This window comes from Ramlibacter sp. P4_H7 (assembly GCF_056400765.1).
Window position 1 is genome coordinate 36,006 of record NZ_JBFUKP010000010.1, and the last position, 18,030, is coordinate 54,035.

At 68.5% G+C, this 18,030-nt stretch carries 20 protein-coding genes; 8 read left to right on the forward strand and 12 right to left on the reverse strand.

Annotated elements, in window-relative coordinates; translation table 11 throughout:
* The first annotated feature begins 16 nt into the window (after positions 1 to 16).
* From AC1DSA_RS14890 to AC1DSA_RS14900, 3 genes are read left to right on the forward strand one after another with little or no spacing between them, the layout of a single operon-like run.
* Positions 17 to 757: a Rossmann-fold NAD(P)-binding domain-containing protein gene (locus AC1DSA_RS14890; RefSeq protein WP_477890479.1), complete on the forward strand. Its 741-nt coding sequence runs from the start codon at positions 17 to 19 to the stop codon at positions 755 to 757.
* A gap of 41 nt (positions 758 to 798) precedes the next feature.
* Positions 799 to 1,251 (forward strand): YybH family protein, encoded by a 453-nt coding sequence (locus AC1DSA_RS14895; protein ID WP_477890481.1) that lies wholly within the window; start codon positions 799 to 801, stop codon positions 1,249 to 1,251.
* Positions 1,229 to 2,293 (forward strand): YheT family hydrolase, encoded by a 1,065-nt coding sequence (locus AC1DSA_RS14900; RefSeq protein WP_477890483.1) that lies wholly within the window; start codon positions 1,229 to 1,231, stop codon positions 2,291 to 2,293. The genes AC1DSA_RS14895 and AC1DSA_RS14900 overlap by 23 nt, the downstream gene beginning before the upstream one ends.
* Here the strand turns inward: AC1DSA_RS14900 and mrdA are convergent.
* The 4 genes from mrdA to AC1DSA_RS14920 are packed head-to-tail and all read right to left on the reverse strand — an operon-like array spanning position 2,238 to position 6,957.
* On the reverse strand, positions 2,238 to 4,430 hold the full coding sequence (gene mrdA, locus AC1DSA_RS14905; RefSeq protein ID WP_477890485.1) for a penicillin-binding protein 2: 2,193 nt from the start codon (positions 4,428 to 4,430) through the stop codon (positions 2,238 to 2,240). The two genes, AC1DSA_RS14900 and mrdA, sit on opposite strands and share 56 nt — an antisense overlap.
* A gap of 5 nt (positions 4,431 to 4,435) precedes the next feature.
* On the reverse strand, positions 4,436 to 4,954 hold the full coding sequence (mreD, locus tag AC1DSA_RS14910) for a rod shape-determining protein MreD (protein ID WP_477890487.1): 519 nt from the start codon (positions 4,952 to 4,954) through the stop codon (positions 4,436 to 4,438).
* A 13-nt stretch (positions 4,955 to 4,967) separates the two neighbouring features.
* On the reverse strand, positions 4,968 to 5,891 hold the full coding sequence (gene mreC / locus AC1DSA_RS14915) for a rod shape-determining protein MreC (RefSeq protein WP_477890488.1): 924 nt from the start codon (positions 5,889 to 5,891) through the stop codon (positions 4,968 to 4,970).
* A gap of 22 nt (positions 5,892 to 5,913) precedes the next feature.
* Positions 5,914 to 6,957 (reverse strand): rod shape-determining protein, encoded by a 1,044-nt coding sequence (locus tag AC1DSA_RS14920; protein WP_193675681.1) that lies wholly within the window; start codon positions 6,955 to 6,957, stop codon positions 5,914 to 5,916.
* Positions 6,958 to 7,129: 172 nt separating this feature from the next.
* Here AC1DSA_RS14920 and gatC point away from each other — a divergent pair, with 172 nt between their 5' ends.
* Genes gatC through gatB form a run of 3 tightly spaced genes read left to right on the forward strand, consistent with a single transcriptional unit; the run spans position 7,130 to position 10,339 of the window.
* Positions 7,130 to 7,429 (forward strand): Asp-tRNA(Asn)/Glu-tRNA(Gln) amidotransferase subunit GatC, encoded by a 300-nt coding sequence (gene gatC, locus AC1DSA_RS14925; protein ID WP_477890490.1) that lies wholly within the window; start codon positions 7,130 to 7,132, stop codon positions 7,427 to 7,429.
* Positions 7,426 to 8,889 (forward strand): Asp-tRNA(Asn)/Glu-tRNA(Gln) amidotransferase subunit GatA, encoded by a 1,464-nt coding sequence (gene gatA / locus AC1DSA_RS14930; protein ID WP_477890492.1) that lies wholly within the window; start codon positions 7,426 to 7,428, stop codon positions 8,887 to 8,889. Before gatC ends, gatA begins: the two co-directional genes overlap by 4 nt.
* 1 nt (position 8,890) lies before the next feature.
* On the forward strand, positions 8,891 to 10,339 hold the full coding sequence (gene gatB / locus AC1DSA_RS14935; RefSeq protein ID WP_477890494.1) for an Asp-tRNA(Asn)/Glu-tRNA(Gln) amidotransferase subunit GatB: 1,449 nt from the start codon (positions 8,891 to 8,893) through the stop codon (positions 10,337 to 10,339).
* Positions 10,340 to 10,368: 29 nt separating this feature from the next.
* Here gatB and AC1DSA_RS14940 read toward each other — a convergent pair whose 3' ends face one another.
* Positions 10,369 to 11,043: a DUF4124 domain-containing protein gene (locus AC1DSA_RS14940; RefSeq protein WP_477890496.1), complete on the reverse strand. Its 675-nt coding sequence runs from the start codon at positions 11,041 to 11,043 to the stop codon at positions 10,369 to 10,371.
* A gap of 12 nt (positions 11,044 to 11,055) precedes the next feature.
* A complete protein-coding gene (pyrE, locus tag AC1DSA_RS14945) occupies positions 11,056 to 11,736 on the reverse strand; it encodes an orotate phosphoribosyltransferase (protein WP_477890498.1) in 681 nt (226 codons plus the stop codon).
* A 10-nt stretch (positions 11,737 to 11,746) separates the two neighbouring features.
* Here pyrE and AC1DSA_RS14950 point away from each other — a divergent pair, with 10 nt between their 5' ends.
* Together AC1DSA_RS14950 and AC1DSA_RS14955 are read left to right on the forward strand one after the other, a co-directional pair.
* A complete protein-coding gene (locus tag AC1DSA_RS14950; RefSeq protein WP_477890500.1) occupies positions 11,747 to 12,538 on the forward strand; it encodes an exodeoxyribonuclease III in 792 nt (263 codons plus the stop codon).
* A gap of 4 nt (positions 12,539 to 12,542) precedes the next feature.
* Entirely contained in the window at positions 12,543 to 13,481 is a 939-nt protein-coding gene (locus AC1DSA_RS14955; protein WP_477890502.1) for a bestrophin family protein, read from the forward strand.
* Between the two features lie 36 nt (positions 13,482 to 13,517).
* Here the strand turns inward: AC1DSA_RS14955 and AC1DSA_RS14960 are convergent, their stop codons facing one another.
* The 6 genes from AC1DSA_RS14960 to AC1DSA_RS14985 all read right to left on the reverse strand — a co-directional run bounded on the left by AC1DSA_RS14960 (position 13,518) and on the right by AC1DSA_RS14985 (position 17,993).
* Entirely contained in the window at positions 13,518 to 13,748 is a 231-nt protein-coding gene (locus AC1DSA_RS14960) for a CsbD family protein (protein WP_477890504.1), read from the reverse strand.
* A 53-nt stretch (positions 13,749 to 13,801) separates the two neighbouring features.
* Positions 13,802 to 14,023 carry a hypothetical protein gene (locus tag AC1DSA_RS14965; RefSeq protein WP_477890506.1) on the reverse strand — a complete coding sequence of 74 codons (222 nt, stop codon included), beginning with the start codon at positions 14,021 to 14,023 and terminating at the stop codon, positions 13,802 to 13,804.
* A gap of 19 nt (positions 14,024 to 14,042) precedes the next feature.
* Positions 14,043 to 14,189 carry a lmo0937 family membrane protein gene (locus AC1DSA_RS14970; protein WP_477890508.1) on the reverse strand — a complete coding sequence of 49 codons (147 nt, stop codon included), beginning with the start codon at positions 14,187 to 14,189 and terminating at the stop codon, positions 14,043 to 14,045.
* A gap of 151 nt (positions 14,190 to 14,340) precedes the next feature.
* The gene (locus tag AC1DSA_RS14975; protein WP_477890510.1) at positions 14,341 to 15,465 is read right to left on the reverse strand and encodes a phospholipase A; all 1,125 of its coding nucleotides are present in this window, start codon (positions 15,463 to 15,465) and stop codon (positions 14,341 to 14,343) included.
* Between the two features lie 39 nt (positions 15,466 to 15,504).
* Complete coding sequence (locus AC1DSA_RS14980) at positions 15,505 to 15,816, reverse strand: hypothetical protein (protein WP_477890512.1); 312 nt, start codon at positions 15,814 to 15,816, stop codon at positions 15,505 to 15,507.
* Between the two features lie 80 nt (positions 15,817 to 15,896).
* Positions 15,897 to 17,993, reverse strand: coding sequence for an ATP-dependent helicase (locus AC1DSA_RS14985; RefSeq protein WP_477890514.1), 2,097 nt, complete (start codon positions 17,991 to 17,993; stop codon positions 15,897 to 15,899).
* Positions 17,994 to 18,030: the final 37 nt, after the last annotated feature.

The window sequence follows — 18,030 nt, forward strand, 5'->3', positions numbered from 1 at the left end:
AGTTAGCATAGATGGGATGGGCCAGGAGGCGCTTCAAGTCCTGCGGGCCGCGGCCCGCGCCACGCCATCCGTGGCGAAGCCGCGCCTGCTCATCGCCGGGGCCACCGGGGTGCTCGGCAACGAGGTGCTGCGGCGACTGGCGGGCTCGTCCGGTTTCGCGCTGACGCAGGTGCTGGCGCGCGAGCCCATCACCGCCGCGCTGCGCGGGGTGCGCACGACCCTGGTCCCCTCCGCATCTCCACAGCAGTGGCCGCCTGCCGCCGCCGACGTGGCCGTGGTGCTGTTCGATCCGCCACGCATGTTCAACGAACGGGAGCGGGCGCTGTGGACGCCGACGCCGCAGCAGTTGCCGGCGCTGGCGCGCTGGATGCGCGCGGGCGGCGTGCACACCCTGGCGATCGTGCTGCCGCACTTGCCGGGGCAGCTGCCCGAGGCCCTCAAGCGCGGACTGGCCACCCTGGACGAACAGGAGGTGGCCGCGCTCGGTTTCGAGCGCCTGTTGATCCTGCGCTCCGCCCAGAAGCCCGCGCAGCCGGCGCACCCCAACGTGCTGGCACGGCTTGCCCACTGGATGCTGGGCATCTTCAAGTACATGGTGCCTTCCAGCGAGCAGCCGGTTCGCGCCGTCAAGGTCGCCGAGATGCTGGCGGAGGCGCTGCGCGCGGCGCCGCCCGGCATCCACGTGGCCCCGCCCGAACTGGTGTGGCAAGCAGCACAACAGGACGTGCGCGACACGGTGCACCGCTGGCTCGGCTGACCGGCCTTCGGCACAATGGCCGCATCACCGCTCATTTGTCGATGCGAAAGTCCAAGATCCAGGCCGCCAACCTCGAAGGCGACGCCGATGACATCGAAGCCGCCTTCTACGATGCCCTCCAGCGCGGGGACATCGACAAGCTCATGTCCTGCTGGGCCGACGAGGACGACATCGTCTGCATCCACCCGGGCGGGCCGCGCGTGGTGGGCGCCACCGCCATCCGCGCCACCTTCGAATCGATGTTCAGCGACGGCGGAAGCGTCCGCGCCTGGCCCGAGCGCGTGCGCAAGACGGTGGCGGTCGGCAGCAGCGTGCACAACGTGCTCGAGCGGGTGGAGGTGCTCACCGCCGCCGGGCCCAGCGTCGCCTGGGTGATCGCGACCAACGTCTACCACCGCACGGCCCAGGGCTGGCGGCTGGTGGCGCACCACGCCAGTCCCGGCACCACCAGCGAAATCCAGGAAGTGTCCGATGCGCCATCGGTCCTTCACTAGCGACTTCATCCGCAACTACCGGGCGCCCTGGTGGCTGCCCGGCGGCAACGCGCAGACGATCTGGCCGGCGGTGTTCGCCCGCCGCACGCGCGGACCGGTGCCGGAATACCGGCGCGAGCGCTGGACCACGCCCGACGGCGACTTCGTCGACCTCGACTTCCTGGACACCGACGTGTCCCCCCGGCGGCCGCTGGTGGTGCTGTTCCACGGCCTGGAAGGCTCGTCGCGCAGCCATTACTCGGAAGCCTTCGCCGACGTCGCCTGGCGCGGCAAGCTCACCTTCGTGGTGCCGCACTTCCGCGGCTGCAGCGGCGAGATGAACCTGGCGCCGCGCGCCTACCACTCGGGAGACCACGAGGAGATCGACTTCATCCTGCGTGGCCTGCGCCAGCGGCACCCGGGGCCGATCGTCGCCGTGGGCGTGTCGCTCGGCGGCAATGCGCTGCTGCGCTGGGCGGGCGAGAACGGGGACGACGCGGGCCGGGTGGTGTCCGCCGTGGCCGCCGTGTGCTCGCCGCTGGACCTGGCCGCGGGCGGCCACGCGATCGGCCATGGCTTCAACCGCATGGTGTACACGACGATGTTCCTGCGCACCATGAAGCCCAAGGCGCTGCACAAGTGGTCGCAGCATCCGGGCCTGTTCGACCGCGATGCGCTGCTGCAGGCCCGCGACCTCTACGAATTCGACAACATCTTCACCGCGCCGGTGCACGGCTTCACCAACACCGAGGACTACTGGGCGCGCGCCTCGGCCAAGCCGCACCTGCAGCGCATCCGCATCCCGGCGCTGGCGATGAACTCGTGCAACGATCCCTTCATCCCGGTGTCCAGCCTGCCGCGGCCGGAGGAGGTGGCGGCCAGCGTGACCTTGTGGCAGCCGGCGCAGGGCGGCCACGTCGGGTTCCCCGCGGGGCCCTTCCCTGGCCACGTGCTGGCGATGCCGGAAGCGGTGAGCGCCTGGCTGCTGCAGGCCTCGGGCATCACGCCTAGCGTGCCGGCGGAGTGGCCCGAGCGGCCGATGACCGTGCCTGCGGCGCTCTAGCGGCCAGCGGCGCCGGCTCGCGCCAGCGCGGCACGAAGGTGGTGCCCGCGGTCGGCGTGCCCGTGGTGGCGGTGCCCAACGGTGAAAACGCGGCGGCCACCGTCTGCGCCTGCGCGACGGCGGCGGCGGGCGACGCGGAGCTGCCAGGACCGCCGGCCACCGAGGCGGGCCCAGCCGGCATGTTGGTGGGTGGCCAGGCGTACTCGGCCGCCGGCCGCGGCTTGCCCACCGGGGTGGTCGCCTTGCCCTGGCGCACCAGGGCCATGTCTTCCTCGCTCGGGTATTGTCCCAGCAGGTAGTAGTCGAAGGCGCGGCGCACGATCGGCGCGGCGTTGGCGGCGCCGAAGCCCACGTTCTCCACCACCATCGCGATCGCGATCTTCGGGTCTTCCGCGGGCGCGTAGGCCATGAAGAGCGCGTGGTCGCGGTGACGCTCTTCCATCTCCGAGGCCTTGTACTTGGCGTTCTGCGCGATCGTGATGACCTGCGCAGTGCCGGTCTTGCCGCCGCTCGAATAGCCGGCGCCGCGGAAGGCCGCCGCGGACGTTCCCTCGATGTTCACGCCGACCAGCGCCTTGCGGATGATCGCGAGGTTCTCCTGCTTCGCGGTGAGCTGGCCGACCTGCTGCGGCGCGATCTGCCTGGTTTCCTTGGACACCACGTCCTCGACCTCGCGCACCATGTGCGGCTTCATGCGCGCGCCCTGCGGGTTGGCGACCGTCGCGGTGGCGGTGGCGATCTGCAGCACCGTGAAGTTGTTGTAGCCCTGGCCGATGCCCAGCGAGATCGTCTCGCCGGCGTACCACTTCTGCTGTTCCGGGCGCTTGTAGGCCTTGCGCTTCCATTCGGTGGAAGGCAGCAGCCCGCGGGATTCGCCCTGGATGTCGATCCCCGTGATTTCGCCGAAGCCGAAATGCGACAGCTGCTCGTGGATCAGGTCCACGCCCATGTCGTTGGCGAGCATGTAGTAGTAGGTGTCGCAGGACTGGACGATGGACTTGTACATGTCCACCGAGCCGTGGCCGCCTTCCTTGTCGTCGCGGAACTTGTGGTTGCCGAACCAGAAGTAGCCCGGATCGCTGATCACCTGTTCCGGCCGGCGCTTGCCCGTCTCCAGCGCCGCCAGCGCCATGAAGGGCTTGTAGGTGGAGCCGGGCGGGTAGGTGCCGCGCAGCGCGCGGTTGAGCAGCGGCTTGTCGATCGATTCGTTCAGCGCCGCCCAGTTCTCCTGGTCGATGCCGTCCACGAACAGGTTGGGATCGAAGGTGGGCTTGCTGACGAATGCGAGGACCTCGCCCGTCTTGGGGTCGATCGCCACCATCGCGCCGCGGCGGTCGCCGTACAGGTCCTCCACCAGCTTCTGCAGCTTGATGTCGATCGACAGCTTGACCGTGTTGCCGGGCGTGGCGGGTGTGCTGGCCAGCTTGCGCACCGCGCGCCCGCCTGCGGACGTCTCCACCTGCTCGACGCCGGTGATGCCGTGCAGCTGCTTTTCGAAACTCTGCTCGATGCCCAGCTTGCCGATGTATTCCGTGCCGCGGTAGTTGGACTGCTCGTCCTCCGGCCAGTCCTCCATCTGCTTCTTTTCGGGCTGGTTGATGCGGCCGATGTAGCCGATCGCGTGGCTCGCGAGCTCGCCCCAGGGATAGTTGCGGAACAGCCGCGCCTTGATCTCCACGCCCGGGAAGCGGAAGCGCTGCACGGTGAAGCGCGCGACCTCCTCGTCGGTGAGCTTGGTGCGAAGCGGCAGCGAATCGATGCTCTTGCTTTCCTCCAGCAGCTTCTTGAAGCGGCGGCGGTCCCGCTGCTGGATGTCGATCACGCGCGACAGCTCGTCGACGACGGTGTCCAGCGGCCGCGTCAGGCGCGAGGGCGTGATCTCCAGCGTGTAGGCGGAGTAGTTGGTGGCCAGCACGATGCCGTTGCGGTCGAGGATCAGGCCGCGGTTCGGCACGATCGGGACGATGGCCGTGCGGTTGGCCTCGGCCTGCTCGTCCAGGTCCTCGTGCCGGACGATCTGCAGCCACACCAGGCGCGAGGCCAGCAAGATGAAGCACAGCAGCACGGCCGCGCTGGCCGCCAGCACGCGGCCGCGGAACTTGGACAGGTCCGCTTCGACGTTACGGAGTTCGGTCATAGCCCTTAGATGGGCCTATTTTCGTCCGGATCGGGCGCCCGGCGCTGCGGCAGCAGCAGCAGGACGCTCACGACCGGCCAGAGTGCGGCTTCGATCACGGGCGCCAGCAGCACCGGGGCGCCCGGGAAGGCACCGCCGGCCAGCATGCGGATCGCCAGTTCGATGGCGTGCGAAGCCGCGAACAGCGGCAGCACCTGCACCGCCTGCGAAGGCACCGTGAACCACAGCAGCCGCCGGTGGATCGTGATCGCGAAGAAGCTGAGGATGGTGTAGGCCAGCGCGTGCTGGCCCAGCAGGGAGGTCTGGTGCACGTCCACGGCCAGGCCGAACAGGAAGGCGGCCACGACGCCGATGCGCAGCGGCTGGTGCACGCTCCAGAACACGAGCGTCACCGCCAGCAGGTCGGGCATCCAGGAGATGCGGCCCACTGGCAGCATGTTGAACATCAGGGCCACGACCAGCGTGAACCAGATGAAGAGGGGATTCGCCGGCAGCAGCAGCGGCTGCCCGGGGCGCATGATCATGCGGGAGCGCTCCTCACTTGCGGCCGGCCTTGCGGCCCAGCGGCGCCGCGTCCTCCGGCGCGGGGCGCGCCGGCAACTGGCTCAGCAGGGACCTGAGGACCATCACGTGCCGGGCGCCGTCCACCTTGGCCTGCGGGAAGCAGACGATGCGGGCGAAGGCGGAGTCCGGACGGCGTTCCACCTTGGCGATCTTCGCCACCGGGATGCCGGGCGGGTAGACCCCGTCGACGCCGCTGGTGGTGAGCAGGTCGCCGGGCTGCACGTCGGCATTGGCGGCCATGTAGCGCAGCTCGAGGCCGCCGCTGCCGTAGCGGCCCGCGTCGCCGTAGGCGATGCCCCGGTTGCCGGTGCGCGTGTTCAGCACGGGGATGGCCTGGTCGGCGTCGGTGACCAGCGTCACCTCGCTCATGAGGGGGTGCACGCGGGTGACCTGGCCCAGCACGCCGGACTCGTCGATCACCGGGGAGCCGGCTTCAATGCCCTGCGCGAGGCCCTTGTCGATGACGACCTTGCGCGAATAGGGGTCGGCCGCGTCATACAGCACTTCGGCGGCAACCGACGGGGCGTTCAGCCGTTCACGCAGTCCGAGCAGCTTGCGCAGTTGCACGTTCTCGTTGGACAGCTGTTCGACCTGGTTGGCCTTCTGCGACTGCAGGATCAGTTTGCGGCGCGCCTGCTCCTCGTTGTTCAACGCGGTGTTGAGCGAGGTGAAATAGTCCTGCACCGTGCGCACCACCAGCAGCGGGCGAAGGGCCATCCACTGCACGGGGAACAGCACGGTGGCGACCGCGGCCCGGATCGGCTGCGTGATGCGAAAGCGCGCGTCCGCCACCATCAGGAACAGCGCCAGCGCGCTGCAGACCATCAGCTTGGAGAGTGCTGAAGGCCCCTGCTTGAAGAACGGCGGCGGAGAACGGTCGAGGGTGCCTAATGGCATGGGCCGATTGTGCCCTTGGGGTTCACTCGCTGGTGAAGATCGAGCCCAGCCGTTCCATGCGTTCCAGCGCGATGCCGCAACCGCGCACGACGCACGTCAGCGGATCTTCGGCCACCAGCACGGGCAGGCCGGTTTCCTCGGCCAGCAGGCGGTCCAGGTCGCGCAGCAGCGCGCCGCCGCCGGTGAGCATCATCCCGCGCTCGGCGATGTCGGCGCCCAGTTCCGGTGGCGTCTGTTCGAGCGCGTTCTTGACGGCGGACACGATGTTGTTCAGCGGGTCGGTCAGCGCTTCCAGGATCTCGTTGGAGCTGATGGTGAAGCTGCGCGGCACGCCCTCGGAGAGGTTGCGGCCCTTCACTTCCATTTCCTTCACCTCGCTGCCGGGGAATGCGGAGCCGATCTGCTTCTTGATGGCTTCGGCCGTCGGTTCGCCGATCAGCATGCCGTAGTTGCGGCGGATGTAGCTGATGATGGCTTCGTCGAACTTGTCGCCGCCGACGCGCACGCTGCCCTTGTAGACCATGCCGCCCAGGGAGATCACCCCCACCTCGGTGGTGCCGCCGCCGATGTCGACGACCATGGAGCCGGAGGCTTCGGACACCGGCAGGCCGGCGCCGATGGCCGCGGCCATGGGTTCCTCGATCAGGTAGACCTCGCTCGCGCCGGCGCCCAGCGCCGATTCGCGGATCGCCCGGCGTTCCACCTGGGTGGAGCCGCAGGGCACGCAGATGATGATGCGGGGGCTGGGCTTCAGGACGGACCGGGGATGGACCATCTTGATGAACTGCTTGAGCATCTGCTCGGTGACGGTGAAGTCGGCGATCACGCCGTCCTTCATCGGACGGATGGCCTCGATGTTGCCCGGCACCTTGCCCAGCATGGCCTTGGCCTCGTGGCCCACGGCCTGGATCGATTTCTTACCTTGCGGGCCACCCTCGTGACGGATCGCCACCACGGATGGCTCATCGAGGACGATGCCCTTGTCGCGGACGAAAATCAGGGTGTTGGCCGTGCCCAGGTCGATGGCCAGGTCCGTGGACAGATAGCGTCGGAAGGCTCCGAACATTTGGGGAAATCCTCGTTTCTTCTGCGAAATCGGCCGCTTTGCGCGGCCGTTGCGCCGGCTGCGGAGACCGCACGCCGAACGGCGGGATAATACCCCATCCCCTGTGCCGGACCCCCTCCAGCGCGCCTCGCGCCGGTGGTCTGTGGCGCTGGCGCAAAGACTTCTTTCACCCATGTCCCTGAACGCACAAGACATCGCGCGCATCGCCAACCTGGCGCGGCTGGAACTCCATCCGGAGGAAAGCGAACGCATGCTGGCCCAGATCAACGGCTTCTTCGCCATCGTGGAGAAGATGCGCGCCGTCGATACCACCGGCGTCGAGCCCCTGCCGCACCCCGTGGCGGCGGTGCAGGAGGTGGCGCTGCGGCTGCGCGCGGACGTCGCCGGCGAGCCCGAACAGCGGGAGGCCAACCAGCGGAGCGCGCCGGCGGTGGAACGCGGGCTGTTCCTGGTGCCGAAGGTGATCGAATGAGCGCGCTGCACGACCTGACCGTCACCCAGCTGGCGGGCAAGCTCAAGGCGAAGGAAGTCTCCGCGCTGGAGACGGCGCAGCACTTCCTGGCGCGCGGCCGCCAGCACGCCGCGCTGGGCGCTTACCTGGCGACCGACCCCGACGTGACGCTGGCCCAGGCCCGTGCCGCCGACCAGCGGATCGCCGCCGGCGATGCGGCGCCGCTGCTGGGCGTGCCGATTGCCCACAAGGACATCTTCGTCACCAAGGATTTCCCCAGCACCGCGGGCTCCAGGATGCTGGAGGGCTACCTGTCGCCCTTCGACGCCACGGTGGTCCGCAAGCTGGCGGACGCCGGCGCCGTCACCCTGGGCAAGCTCAATTGCGACGAGTTCGCCATGGGCTCGTCCAACGAGAACTCCGCCTATGGCGTGGTGAAGAACCCCTGGGACACGAGCCGCATTCCTGGCGGCTCCTCCGGCGGCAGCGCCGTGGCCGTGGCGGCCCGGATGGCGCCGGCGGCGACCGGCACCGACACCGGCGGATCGATCCGGCAGCCGGCGTCCTTCTGCGGCATCACGGGCATCAAGCCCACCTACGGCCGCGCGTCCCGCTATGGGATGATCGCCTACGCGTCCAGCCTGGACCAGGCCGGGCCGATGGCGCGCACGGCGCAAGACTGCGCGCTGCTGCTGTCGGCCCTGTGCGGACCCGACCCGGACCGCGACTCCACCTCGCTGGACGTGCCGTCCGAGGACTTCACCCGCGCGCTGGACGGCTCCCTGGAGGGCCTGCGCATCGGCGTGCCGAGGGAGTTCTTCGCGGAAGGCGTTAGCGCCGACGTGCGCGCGGCCCTCGATGCCGCGCTGGCGCAGTATCAGAAGCTGGGGGCGCGGCGCGTGGAGATTTCGCTGCCGCGCACCGAGCTGGCCATTCCCGTCTACTACATCATCGCGCCCGCCGAAGCGAGCTCCAACCTCTCCCGCTTCGACGGCGTGAAGTTCGGCCACCGGGCCAGCCAGTACGGCGACCTGCTGGACATGTACAAGAAGACGCGCGCCGAGGGCTTCGGTCTGGAAGTGCAGCGCCGCATCATGACCGGCACCTACGTGCTCTCGCACGGCTACTACGACGCCTATTACCTGCAGGCGCAGAAGATCCGCCGGATGATCGCGGACGACTTCCAGAACGCCTTCCGGCAGTGCGATGTGATCGCCGGCCCGGTGGCGCCCACGGTCGCCTGGAAGCTCGGCGAGCACGGCGGCGACCCCGTCGCGGACTACCTGGCCGACATCTTCACCTTGCCGGGCTCCCTCGCCGGCCTCCCCGGCATGAGCATCCCGGTGGGCTTCGGTGAAGGCGGCCTGCCGGTGGGCTTGCAGTTGATCGGCAACTACCTGGGCGAGGCGAAGCTGCTGAACGTGGCGCACCGCTACCAGCAGGCAACCGATTTCCACCTCCGCAAGCCGGAGGGCTTTTGAGATGACGAGCAAGCTCATTCACGGCTGGGAAGTCGTCATCGGCTTCGAGACCCACGCGCAGCTGTCCACGCACAGCAAGATCTTCAGCCGCGCGTCCACCCGGTTCGGCGCCGAGCCCAACACGCAGGCCTCGCCGGTCGACCTGGCGTTGCCGGGCACGCTGCCGGTGATGAACGTCGGCGCGGTGGAGCGCGCCATCCGCTTCGGCCTGGCGATCGGCGCCCACGTGGCGCCGCGCAGCGTCTTCGCGCGCAAGAACTACTTCTATCCCGACCTGCCCAAGGGCTACCAGATCTCGCAGTACGAGATCCCGGTGGTGCAGGGCGGCGTGGTGGAGTTCTGGCTGGGCGAGGAAAAGAAATCCGTGCGCCTGGTACGCGCGCACCTGGAAGAGGACGCCGGCAAGTCGCTGCACGAAGACTTCGTCGGCCAGTCCGGCATCGACCTGAACCGCGCGGGCACGCCCTTGCTGGAGATCGTCACCGAGCCGGACATGCGCTCGTCCGACGAAGCCGTGGCCTACGCCAAGGAGCTGCACAAGATCGTCACCTGGATCGGCATCTGCGACGGCAACATGCAGGAAGGCAGCTTCCGCTGCGATGCCAACGTGTCGGTGCGCAAGCCCGGCCAGCCCTACGGCACCCGGCGTGAGATCAAGAACCTGAACTCCTTCAAGTTCATGAAGGAGGCGATCGACTTCGAGGTGCGCTGGCAGATCGAGCACATCGAGGACGGTTTCGCGATCCAGCAGGCGACCGTGCTGTTCGACCCGGACACCGGCGAGACGCGCGCCATGCGGACCAAGGAAGACGCGGCGGACTACCGCTACTTCCCCGATCCCGACTTGCCGCCGCTGGTGATCGCCGCCGACTGGATCGAGCGCGTGAAGGGCGAGATGCCCGAGCTGCCGCGCGTGATGGCGGCGCGCTTCGTGAACGACTACGGACTGCCGGAGTACGACGCGACCACGCTCACGCAGAGCAAGGCCATGGGCGCGTACTTCGAGGAAGCCGCGAAGGCCAGCGGGCAGGCCAAGCTGGCCAGCAACTGGATCATGGGCGAGATGTCCCGGCGCCTGAACGCGCAGGAGATCGGCATCGAGCAGGCGCCGGTGAACGCCGGCACGCTCGCGGCCCTGATTCAGCGCATCAGCGACGGCACCGTGTCGAACAACGCCGCCCGGCAGGTGTTCGAGGCGCTCTGGACCGGCGAAGGCAGCGACGTCGATGCCGTGATCGAGGCCAAGGGCCTCAAGCAGATGAACGACAGCGGTGCGCTGGAGAAGATCATCGACGAGGTGATCGCGGCGAATGCGGCCAACGTCGAACAGGTGCGCGCCGGCAAGGACAAGGCCTTCAACGCGCTGGTCGGGCAGGCCATGAAGGCGTCCCGAGGCAAAGCCAATCCGCAGCAGGTGGGCGACCTGCTGCGCAGGAAACTGGGTCTTTGAGCGGTTGATCCGGGCGAGCTGCCCGCGGCTCAGCGAACGGGCGCGGGCCCGGAGGCAGCGGACGCCGCGGCCAGTCCCGGGGTCTGCTGCGCCCAGAGCAGCTTCAGCCGCGCCAGTTCCTCGTCGAAGCGGCGCGTGATGCGCTTCTTTTCGTCTTCCTGGCTCGCGATGAAACGCTGCTGGGCGGCTGCCTGCTCGTCGTTCTCTTCCAGCTGGCGCTTCAGCTTCGGCGGCCACTGGGTGGGCGACTTGTAAAACTCGGTTTCGGTCGTCAGCCCACGGCGTTGCTGCTGGAGTGCCTCGGTGCGCCGGTGGCCGCTGGCAATGGCATCCTCCACCGCCCGCAGCGCCCGCGTTCGCTCGGCTTCGTGCACGGCCGCATTGGGATAGCGCGCCACCAGCAACTTTTGCATGCGCTGCTCCTCGGCCTGGCGCTGCCGCTCCTCGGCGGCCTTGCGGTCCCGTTCCTCCTGGGCGGCGCGCTCGGAGGCAGTCAGGGTGGGGCCGATGCTGCGCCGGAACGTGCCGCTGGGGTTGAGTTCCTTTTGTTCCCGATCGAAACATTCCGCGATCGGGCGGTCCGAGGTGATCCGGCGGCCCTTGGCGTCCGTGCAGCTGTAGATGCTGCGCGTCTGCGACCATGCCGCCCCGCACAGGCTGGTCACCAGGAAGGCGATGACGAAGTGACACAGCGCGGGGGACATGGCGGTTTCCTTTCAGCCGGCGCCGTAGCGGTCCCGGTATTCGAGCACCTTGGCGTGGTGCCGTCCGAGCTCGTCTCCGGCGTGGTGCTCCAGGTACTGCAAGAGGTCTGCCAGCTTGGCGATGGTGCACACCTGCAGGCCCAGTTTTTCACGGACATACTGCACGGCGCTCCAGTCCGCGTCACGCCCGCCCTCCGTGGCCTTCTCCTGGCGGTCCAGGGCGATCGCCACCGCATGGGGGGTCGCGCCGGCCGCCTGGATCAGCGCGATCGATTCCCGGGCGGCCGTGCCGGCGGACATGACGTCGTCCACGATCAGCACCTTCCCGCGGACCGGCGCCCCCACCAGGGAGCCGCCTTCGCCGTGGTCCTTCGCTTCCTTGCGGTTGTAGGCGTAGGGGACGTTGCGGCCCAGGCGCGCCAGCTCGATCGCCACCGCCGCCGCGAGCGGAATGCCCTTGTAGGCTGGGCCGAACAGCATGTCGAACTCCACCCCCGAAGCGAGGATGCGCTGTGCATAGAATTGCGCCAGCCGACCCAGCTTCTCGCCATCGTCGAACAGGCCCGCGTTGAAGAAGTAGGGCGACAGGCGCCCGGCCTTGGTCTTGAATTCGCCGAAGCGAAGCACCCCCGAGCGCACCGCGAACTCCACGAAATCCTGCGCCAGCCGGTCCTGGCCCGTCACCGCCACCATGGGAAATTCCTTGTTCAAACTGACCAGCCTCAACCTCAACGGCATCCGTTCGGCCGCCAGCAAGGGCGTCGCTGCCTGGGTCGCACAAACCAGCCCGGATTGTATTTGCGTGCAGGAGGTGAAGGCCCAGGCACCCGACGTGCAGGGCAAGCACGACAGCCTCGCCGGGCTGCCGGGCCATTTCCATTTCGCCCGGAAGAAGGGCTATTCCGGCGTCGGCGCCTTCAGCCGCCACGAGCCGAGCGACGTCATCACCGGCTTCGGCTGCGAGGAGTTCGACGCCGAGGGTCGCTACCTCGAACTGCGCTTCGACACGCCGCAGCGCAAGCTGTCCATCATCAGCTGCTACTTTCCGTCCGGCTCGTCCGGCGAGGACCGCCAGCAGGCCAAGTTCCGCTTCCTCGACGTGGTCGACCCGCACCTGGTGGCGCTGAAGCGCTCGCGCGAATTCATCCTGTGCGGCGACGTCAACATCGCCCACGGCGAAAAGGACCTCCGCAACTGGAAGAGCAACCAGAAGAACAGCGGTTTCCTGCCCGAAGAACGCGCCTGGATGACAAAACTGTTATCCGAAACGGGCCTCGTCGACGTATATCGTCATCTGCAGCCGGACACCACCGACGCCTGCTACACGTGGTGGAGCAACCGCGGCCAGGCCTGGGCGAAGAACGTGGGATGGCGGCTGGACTACCACCTCGCCACGCCCGGCATCGCCGGGCTGGCCCGGCGCGAGTCCATCTACAAGGAGCAGCGGTTCTCGGACCACGCGCCCATCACCATCGAGTACGAACTGGGCCTGTGACGCCGTGATCATCCGCGACCGCCCGCACGGGGCGCAGCTGTTCTACATCCTGCGCGGCTCGGTGCTGCCCCACATCGCCTGGGAGCTGGCCACCTGCACCGCCGTGGCCCTGGCGGTGACCCTCACGCATGGCTTCGTGTACCACTTCAAGGTGACGCTCACGCCCGTCCCGTTCTCGCTGATCGGGCTGGCGCTGGCCATCTTCCTGGGCTTTCGCAACAGCGCAGCCTACGACCGCTACTGGGAAGCGCGCAAGCTCTGGGGCGACCTGGCGCACCGCTCGCGCAGTTTCGCGCGCCAGGTGCAGACGCTGCTGCGTTTCCCGCAGCCGGCCGGTCCGGCCGACCCCGGCGACCCGCGCCGGGTCCTGATCCTGCGCACCCTGGCCTTCGCGCACGCGCTGCGGCACCAGCTGCGCTGCAGCGATGCGCGCGCGGACGTCGAGCGCCTGCTGGGCGCCCAGGAGGCGCAGGCGTTTGCCGGCGCGCGCCTGGGGACCGACTTCCTGCTGCGCAGGATGGGCGCGCAGGTGGGGGACTTCCTGCGTGCCGGCCAGCTCGATGCGCCGGTGGCGGCGGAAATGGACCAGACGCTGTCGGCACTGACCGCCGTCGCCGCGGGATGCGCGCGCATCAAGCACACGCCGATCCCGTTTCCGTACACGCTGCTGCTGCACCGGACGGCCTGGATGTACTGCTTCCTGCTGCCCTTCGGCCTGGTGGACGCCGTCGGCCTGATGACGCCTTTCGTGGTGGCCATCGTCGCCTACACCTTCTTCGGGCTGGATGCGCTGGGCGACGAAATCGAAGAACCCTTCGGCCTGGCCATGAACCACCTGCCGCTGGATGCCCTGTGCCGGGAGCTGGAAATCACTCTGCTGGAGGCGCTGGGCGAGACGGAGCTGCCTCAGCCGCTGCAGCCGGTGCTTTCACAGCTGACGTGAGGAGCGGTCGCGAGCAACCGCGGCCAGCCTGGGCCCTTAGCCGCCGTCCTTGCGCTTGAACCAGGACGCGTCGGCCTGGCGCTCCCACTCGGCGAGTTGCTTCTCGGCTTCGTCCTTGGCCACGCCGTAGCGCTCCTGGATCTTGCCCGCGAGCTGGTCGCGATGGCCGGCGATGACGTCGAGGTCGTCATCGGTCAGCTTGCCCCACTTCTCGCGGGCCTTGCCCGTCACCTGCTTCCAGTTGCCCTTGATCTGGTCCCAGTTCATGGTGATCTCCTGTGTTGGACACGATCCGTACGCGGACGACCCGCCGTGAACGGCTAATCCTTTCTGCCCCCGGCCAGCAGCAGCACGCCGCCGATGACGATCGCGCCGATGCCTGCCCAGACGGGGATGTTGACTGTCTGCTTTTCCTTCACCGAGAGTTCCAGCGGACCGATCTGCGCCTTCTGGGTTTCCTTGGTCCAGCTGAAGCTGCCGTAGCCCAAGCCCAGCACGCCGGCGACGATGAGCAGGATGCCCGCAATTTTGGCGGCGTTCACTTTCGTGTTTCCCGGTGCGCTACAGGCGCCGACCCTGGAGCAGGCGGACCAAGATGACGACGACGGCGATCACCAGCAGGACGTGGATCAGTCCGCCCAGGGTGTATGAGGTCACCAGGCCGAGAAGCCAGAGGGCGATCAGGATGAGGACAAGGGTCTCGAGCATGTCATGCTCCTTGGGTTGGTTGGAGGGCAAACCCGTGCGGCCCCGGACTGCGCCGTGTCATTGCCAATCTAGTCCGCCGGCCCTCGCTGCGCCAGCGAATTCGCCATCCATTGCGCGTGCTGTTGATCTTCCGCAAGCGCTGCGGCGGCCCTTACCACTCCACCAGGCTCAGCCCGATGCTGAACACGGTGCGGTTGCGGTTGTAGTCGATCAGGGTCTCGCCGTAGCCGGAGAACAGCTGCGTGTGCAGCCGCAGCCCGCTCGGCAGGCCGACGCCCGGGTCGGCGAGGGTGCGGAACCATTCCAGCCGCACGGAGCCCTTGGATCCGCTGCGCAGCCCGTGCCGCCCGGTGAAGGCGAACAGGTTGCCGCGGTCGGCGTTCCAGCGCATCACCAACTCGCCGCGCCCGACGTAATCGCTGATGCGCGGGTTGTCGTCGTTGTTGCCTTCGTCGATGCGGTTCCACAGACGCGCCTGCACCTGCACCGTGTCGTGCTCCGCACCGCCCATCAGGTAGACCCGGTTCCAGCTGCGCGACAAGGGAAGCGACTGCCCGTTGGACTGATGCACGAGTCCCAGTCCGGCGAGTCGCAGGCGCCACTCGCCTGCCTGCGCCCGCTGCACCGGCGTGACGTACAGGATCTCGGGCTCGTGGTCGGTGTTGCGGAACGGGCGCGACAACGCGGGCGTGAACACCTGCCAGTACGACAGCTGCGAATACGCGAGCCACAGCGAGTCCATGCCCCGCTCGCCATAGGCGAACACGCCTTGCGCGATCTTGGTCCGCACCGACAGCTGCAGGCGCGCCTCGGTGGTGCGATAGTCGGTGCTGGTGGTCGCGTTGTTGCGCGGGTTTTCCGAGGTGGGCTGGCGGCTCACGGTGTTGGCGCGTGCCACCGCGGCGGAGATGGGGCGGAAGCCCCGCAGGCCGAAGGTCCCGCAGTCCGCGCCGGGCTCCAGCTCCCAGAAACGCGACAGCTCCGTGTACTGCGGCTCGTGGCAGCCCTCGCTGGCGGTCAGCCGGACGCCGCGCCGGTCTGCGGGCGGCGGTGGCGTGCCCATCGGGGCGGGCGGGGGTGCGGCCGCGGCGGGTGCGGGTTCGACTGCCGCAGCCGGCGCCGGTGGCTTGGATCCCTGTCCCCTGGCCCACGCATCGAAGCACGCGAGCCGCTGCGCATCCTCCAGCTCCGTGCATGCCTGCCAGGCCTCGGTGCCTTGCGCATGGACCAGCACCGACAGGGCGGCCGCGGCACAGAAGGCGAGGGTTCTCCGCATGCCGGAATGCTAAGCGGCGAGCTCTTCGTGCAAAGAGAGTTACTGCTTGCGCAGGACGAACGGACTGCCGGCCTGCTGGCCATCGAGCGTCCAGGTGCCGCGGATCTCGCGACCGCAGGAGCCTTCCACCACGTCGCCCAGCCAGGTCGCGGCGATGTGCACGCCATCGGCGGACTCTTCCAGGGTCAGCTCGCCGTTGTCGACGTCGCCCGCCACCTGGCTGCGCCGGCCCGAGCGCTCGAGGCTGCCGCTGACGCTCTCGGCGTACTCCGCGTGCTGCTCCAGCCGCATCGTGGCCGGGCCCAGGCCCTCGACCTCCGCCCGCCAGGTGCCGATCAGGTGGGGCTGCATCACGTCGCCTGCTTCCGGGCAAGAGGTCTGCGCCGCGGCTGGCAAGGCGCAGGCGAAGAGCAGCAAGTGCCAGACCGCCTTCATGCGCTGCCTGCCGCCGCGGCTGCGGCGGCCGCCGCTTCCGCGCTCTTCTTCGCGAACTCGGCGCGCAGCGCCTTGAGCTTCTCGCGCGGGTCTTCCTTGACCGTGCTCTTGTCCAGCGCCATCTCGGCGATGAAGCGGCTCGGCATGGCGGGCACCATCTCGCGGCCCTTCTTGCGCTTCTTGCTCCAGCTCACCGCCAGGGAACGCTGGGCCCGCGTGATGCCCACGTACATCAGCCGGCGTTCTTCCTGCAGGCGCTGCAGCAGGGCTTCACTGCCGCCGCCGCCGTCCTCGTCCGGCTTGAAGGGCAGCATGCCCTCGACGCAACCGGCCAGCACCACGTGCGGCCACTCCAGTCCCTTGGAGGCATGCAGCGTCGAGAGCGTCACCACGTTCTGGTCCTTCTCGCGCTCGCTGATGGTGGACAGCAGCGAAATGGTCTGCGCCACCTCCAGCAGCGTCTTGCGTTCGCTCGCCAACGAGGCGCCGGCCGCGTCGTCGATCTCGCCGCCGCAGCGCTTGGCCATCCAGTCGCAGAACTCCAGCACGTTGGTCCAGCGCGCCGCCGCGACCTTCTCGTTCTCCTCGCCGTCGTACAGGTGCTTCTCGTAGCCGATGTCCTTCAGCCAGTCGGTGATGAACGTGCGGGCATCCTCGGCGCCCACCGTGTGGCGCGCGCGAAACTCGAGGTCGTTCACGTAACGGCCGAACTCGTGCAGGCTGCCGACGGCGCGCGCGTTCAGCACGCTGGCCAGAGAGGGCGAGAACAGCGCCTCGAACAGCGACAGCTTGTACCGGCTCGCGAACACCCCCAGGGACTGCAGCGTCTGGTGGCCGATGCCGCGCTTGGGGGTGGTCACGGAGCGCAGGAAGGCCGGGTCGTCGTCGTTGTTCACCCAGAGTCGCAGCCACGCGCACAGGTCGCGGATTTCGGCGCGGTCGAAGAAGCTTTGCCCGCCCGAGACCTTGTACGGGATCTGCGCCTTGCGCAGCGCCTGCTCGAATACGCGCGCCTGGTGGTTGGCTCGGTACAGCACGGCGAAATCCTTCCAGTCCTTGCCCAGGCCCGCGGCGCCCACGTTGCCTCCCGCCGACTCGCGGATCGACTGGATGCGCCGGACCATGCGCTCGGCCTCGTGCTCCTCGTTGTCGCAATCGACGACGCGCACCGGCTCGCCTTCGCCCAGCTCGGAGAACAGGGTCTTGGGAAACAGCTTCGGGTTGGGCTGGATCACGTTGTTCGCGGCCCGCAGGATCGCGCTGGTGGAGCGGTAGTTCTGCTCCAGCTTGATCACCTTGAGCTGCGGATAGTCCTGCGGCAGCTTGCGCAGGTTGTCCAGCGTCGCCCCGCGCCAGCCGTAGATCGACTGGTCGTCGTCGCCGACCGCCGTGAAGCGGCCGCGTTCGCCGACCAGCAGCTTCAGTAGCTCGTACTGCGTCGCGTTGGTGTCCTGGTATTCGTCCACCAGCACGTGGCCCAGCTGCTGCTGCCACTTTTCGCGCACCTCGGGAAAGTCACGCAGCAGCTTGAGAGGCAGGCCGATCAGGTCGTCGAAATCCACGCTCTGGTAGGCGGTCAGCCTCTCCTCGTAGCGCGACATGACGGTGGCGATCATCCGTTCGTGGTCGTCCTTGGCCTGCGCCAGCGCCTGCGCAGCATTCAGGCCTGCGCCCTTCCAGGCGCTGATCGTCCACTGCCACTGGCGCGCGGTGGCGGCGTCGGTGGTACCGCCGGCGTCCTTCAGGATGCCGGTGACGTCGTCGGTATCGAGGATGGAGAACTGCGGCTTGAGCCCCAGCACGCTGCCGTCCTGCCGCATCATGCGCACGCCCAGCGCATGGAATGTGCAGATCAGCACGTCCTTTGCATCGCGGCCCACCAGGGCCTTGGCGCGCTCGCGCATTTCCGCGGCCGCCTTGTTGGTGAAGGTGATGGCGGCGATGCGCTTCGCCTCGAGCCCCGACTGGATCAGCCGGCCGATCTTGTGCGTGATCACGCGCGTCTTGCCCGATCCGGCGCCGGCCAGCACCAGGCAGGGCCCATGCATGAAGTTGACGGCTTCTTGCTGGGCGAGGTTCAGGCCGGCGGACATGGGGGGCGGGAGGGTACTGCGCGAAGGGGACAGCGGC

Excerpts from the sequence above, each read along its gene's own strand:
- gatC (WP_477890490.1), top strand. The coding sequence starts at position 7,130 with ATGTCCCTGAACGCACAAGACATCGCGCGCATCGCCAACCTGGCGCGG.
- mrdA (WP_477890485.1), bottom strand. The coding sequence starts at position 4,430 with ATGACCGAACTCCGTAACGTCGAAGCGGACCTGTCCAAGTTCCGCGGC.
- AC1DSA_RS14890 (WP_477890479.1), top strand. The coding sequence starts at position 17 with ATGGGCCAGGAGGCGCTTCAAGTCCTGCGGGCCGCGGCCCGCGCCACG.
- gatA (WP_477890492.1), top strand. The coding sequence starts at position 7,426 with ATGAGCGCGCTGCACGACCTGACCGTCACCCAGCTGGCGGGCAAGCTC.
- AC1DSA_RS14895 (WP_477890481.1), top strand. The coding sequence starts at position 799 with ATGCGAAAGTCCAAGATCCAGGCCGCCAACCTCGAAGGCGACGCCGAT.
- AC1DSA_RS14975 (WP_477890510.1), bottom strand. The coding sequence starts at position 15,465 with ATGCGGAGAACCCTCGCCTTCTGTGCCGCGGCCGCCCTGTCGGTGCTG.
- AC1DSA_RS14985 (WP_477890514.1), bottom strand. The coding sequence starts at position 17,993 with ATGTCCGCCGGCCTGAACCTCGCCCAGCAAGAAGCCGTCAACTTCATG.
- gatB (WP_477890494.1), top strand. The coding sequence starts at position 8,891 with ATGACGAGCAAGCTCATTCACGGCTGGGAAGTCGTCATCGGCTTCGAG.
- AC1DSA_RS14960 (WP_477890504.1), bottom strand. The coding sequence starts at position 13,748 with ATGAACTGGGACCAGATCAAGGGCAACTGGAAGCAGGTGACGGGCAAG.
- AC1DSA_RS14980 (WP_477890512.1), bottom strand. The coding sequence starts at position 15,816 with ATGCAGCCCCACCTGATCGGCACCTGGCGGGCGGAGGTCGAGGGCCTG.
- AC1DSA_RS14920 (WP_193675681.1), bottom strand. The coding sequence starts at position 6,957 with ATGTTCGGAGCCTTCCGACGCTATCTGTCCACGGACCTGGCCATCGAC.
- AC1DSA_RS14940 (WP_477890496.1), bottom strand. The coding sequence starts at position 11,043 with ATGTCCCCCGCGCTGTGTCACTTCGTCATCGCCTTCCTGGTGACCAGC.
- mreD (WP_477890487.1), bottom strand. The coding sequence starts at position 4,954 with ATGATCATGCGCCCCGGGCAGCCGCTGCTGCTGCCGGCGAATCCCCTC.
- AC1DSA_RS14970 (WP_477890508.1), bottom strand. The coding sequence starts at position 14,189 with ATGCTCGAGACCCTTGTCCTCATCCTGATCGCCCTCTGGCTTCTCGGC.
- AC1DSA_RS14900 (WP_477890483.1), top strand. The coding sequence starts at position 1,229 with ATGCGCCATCGGTCCTTCACTAGCGACTTCATCCGCAACTACCGGGCG.
- mreC (WP_477890488.1), bottom strand. The coding sequence starts at position 5,891 with ATGCCATTAGGCACCCTCGACCGTTCTCCGCCGCCGTTCTTCAAGCAG.
- pyrE (WP_477890498.1), bottom strand. The coding sequence starts at position 11,736 with ATGGTGGCGGTGACGGGCCAGGACCGGCTGGCGCAGGATTTCGTGGAG.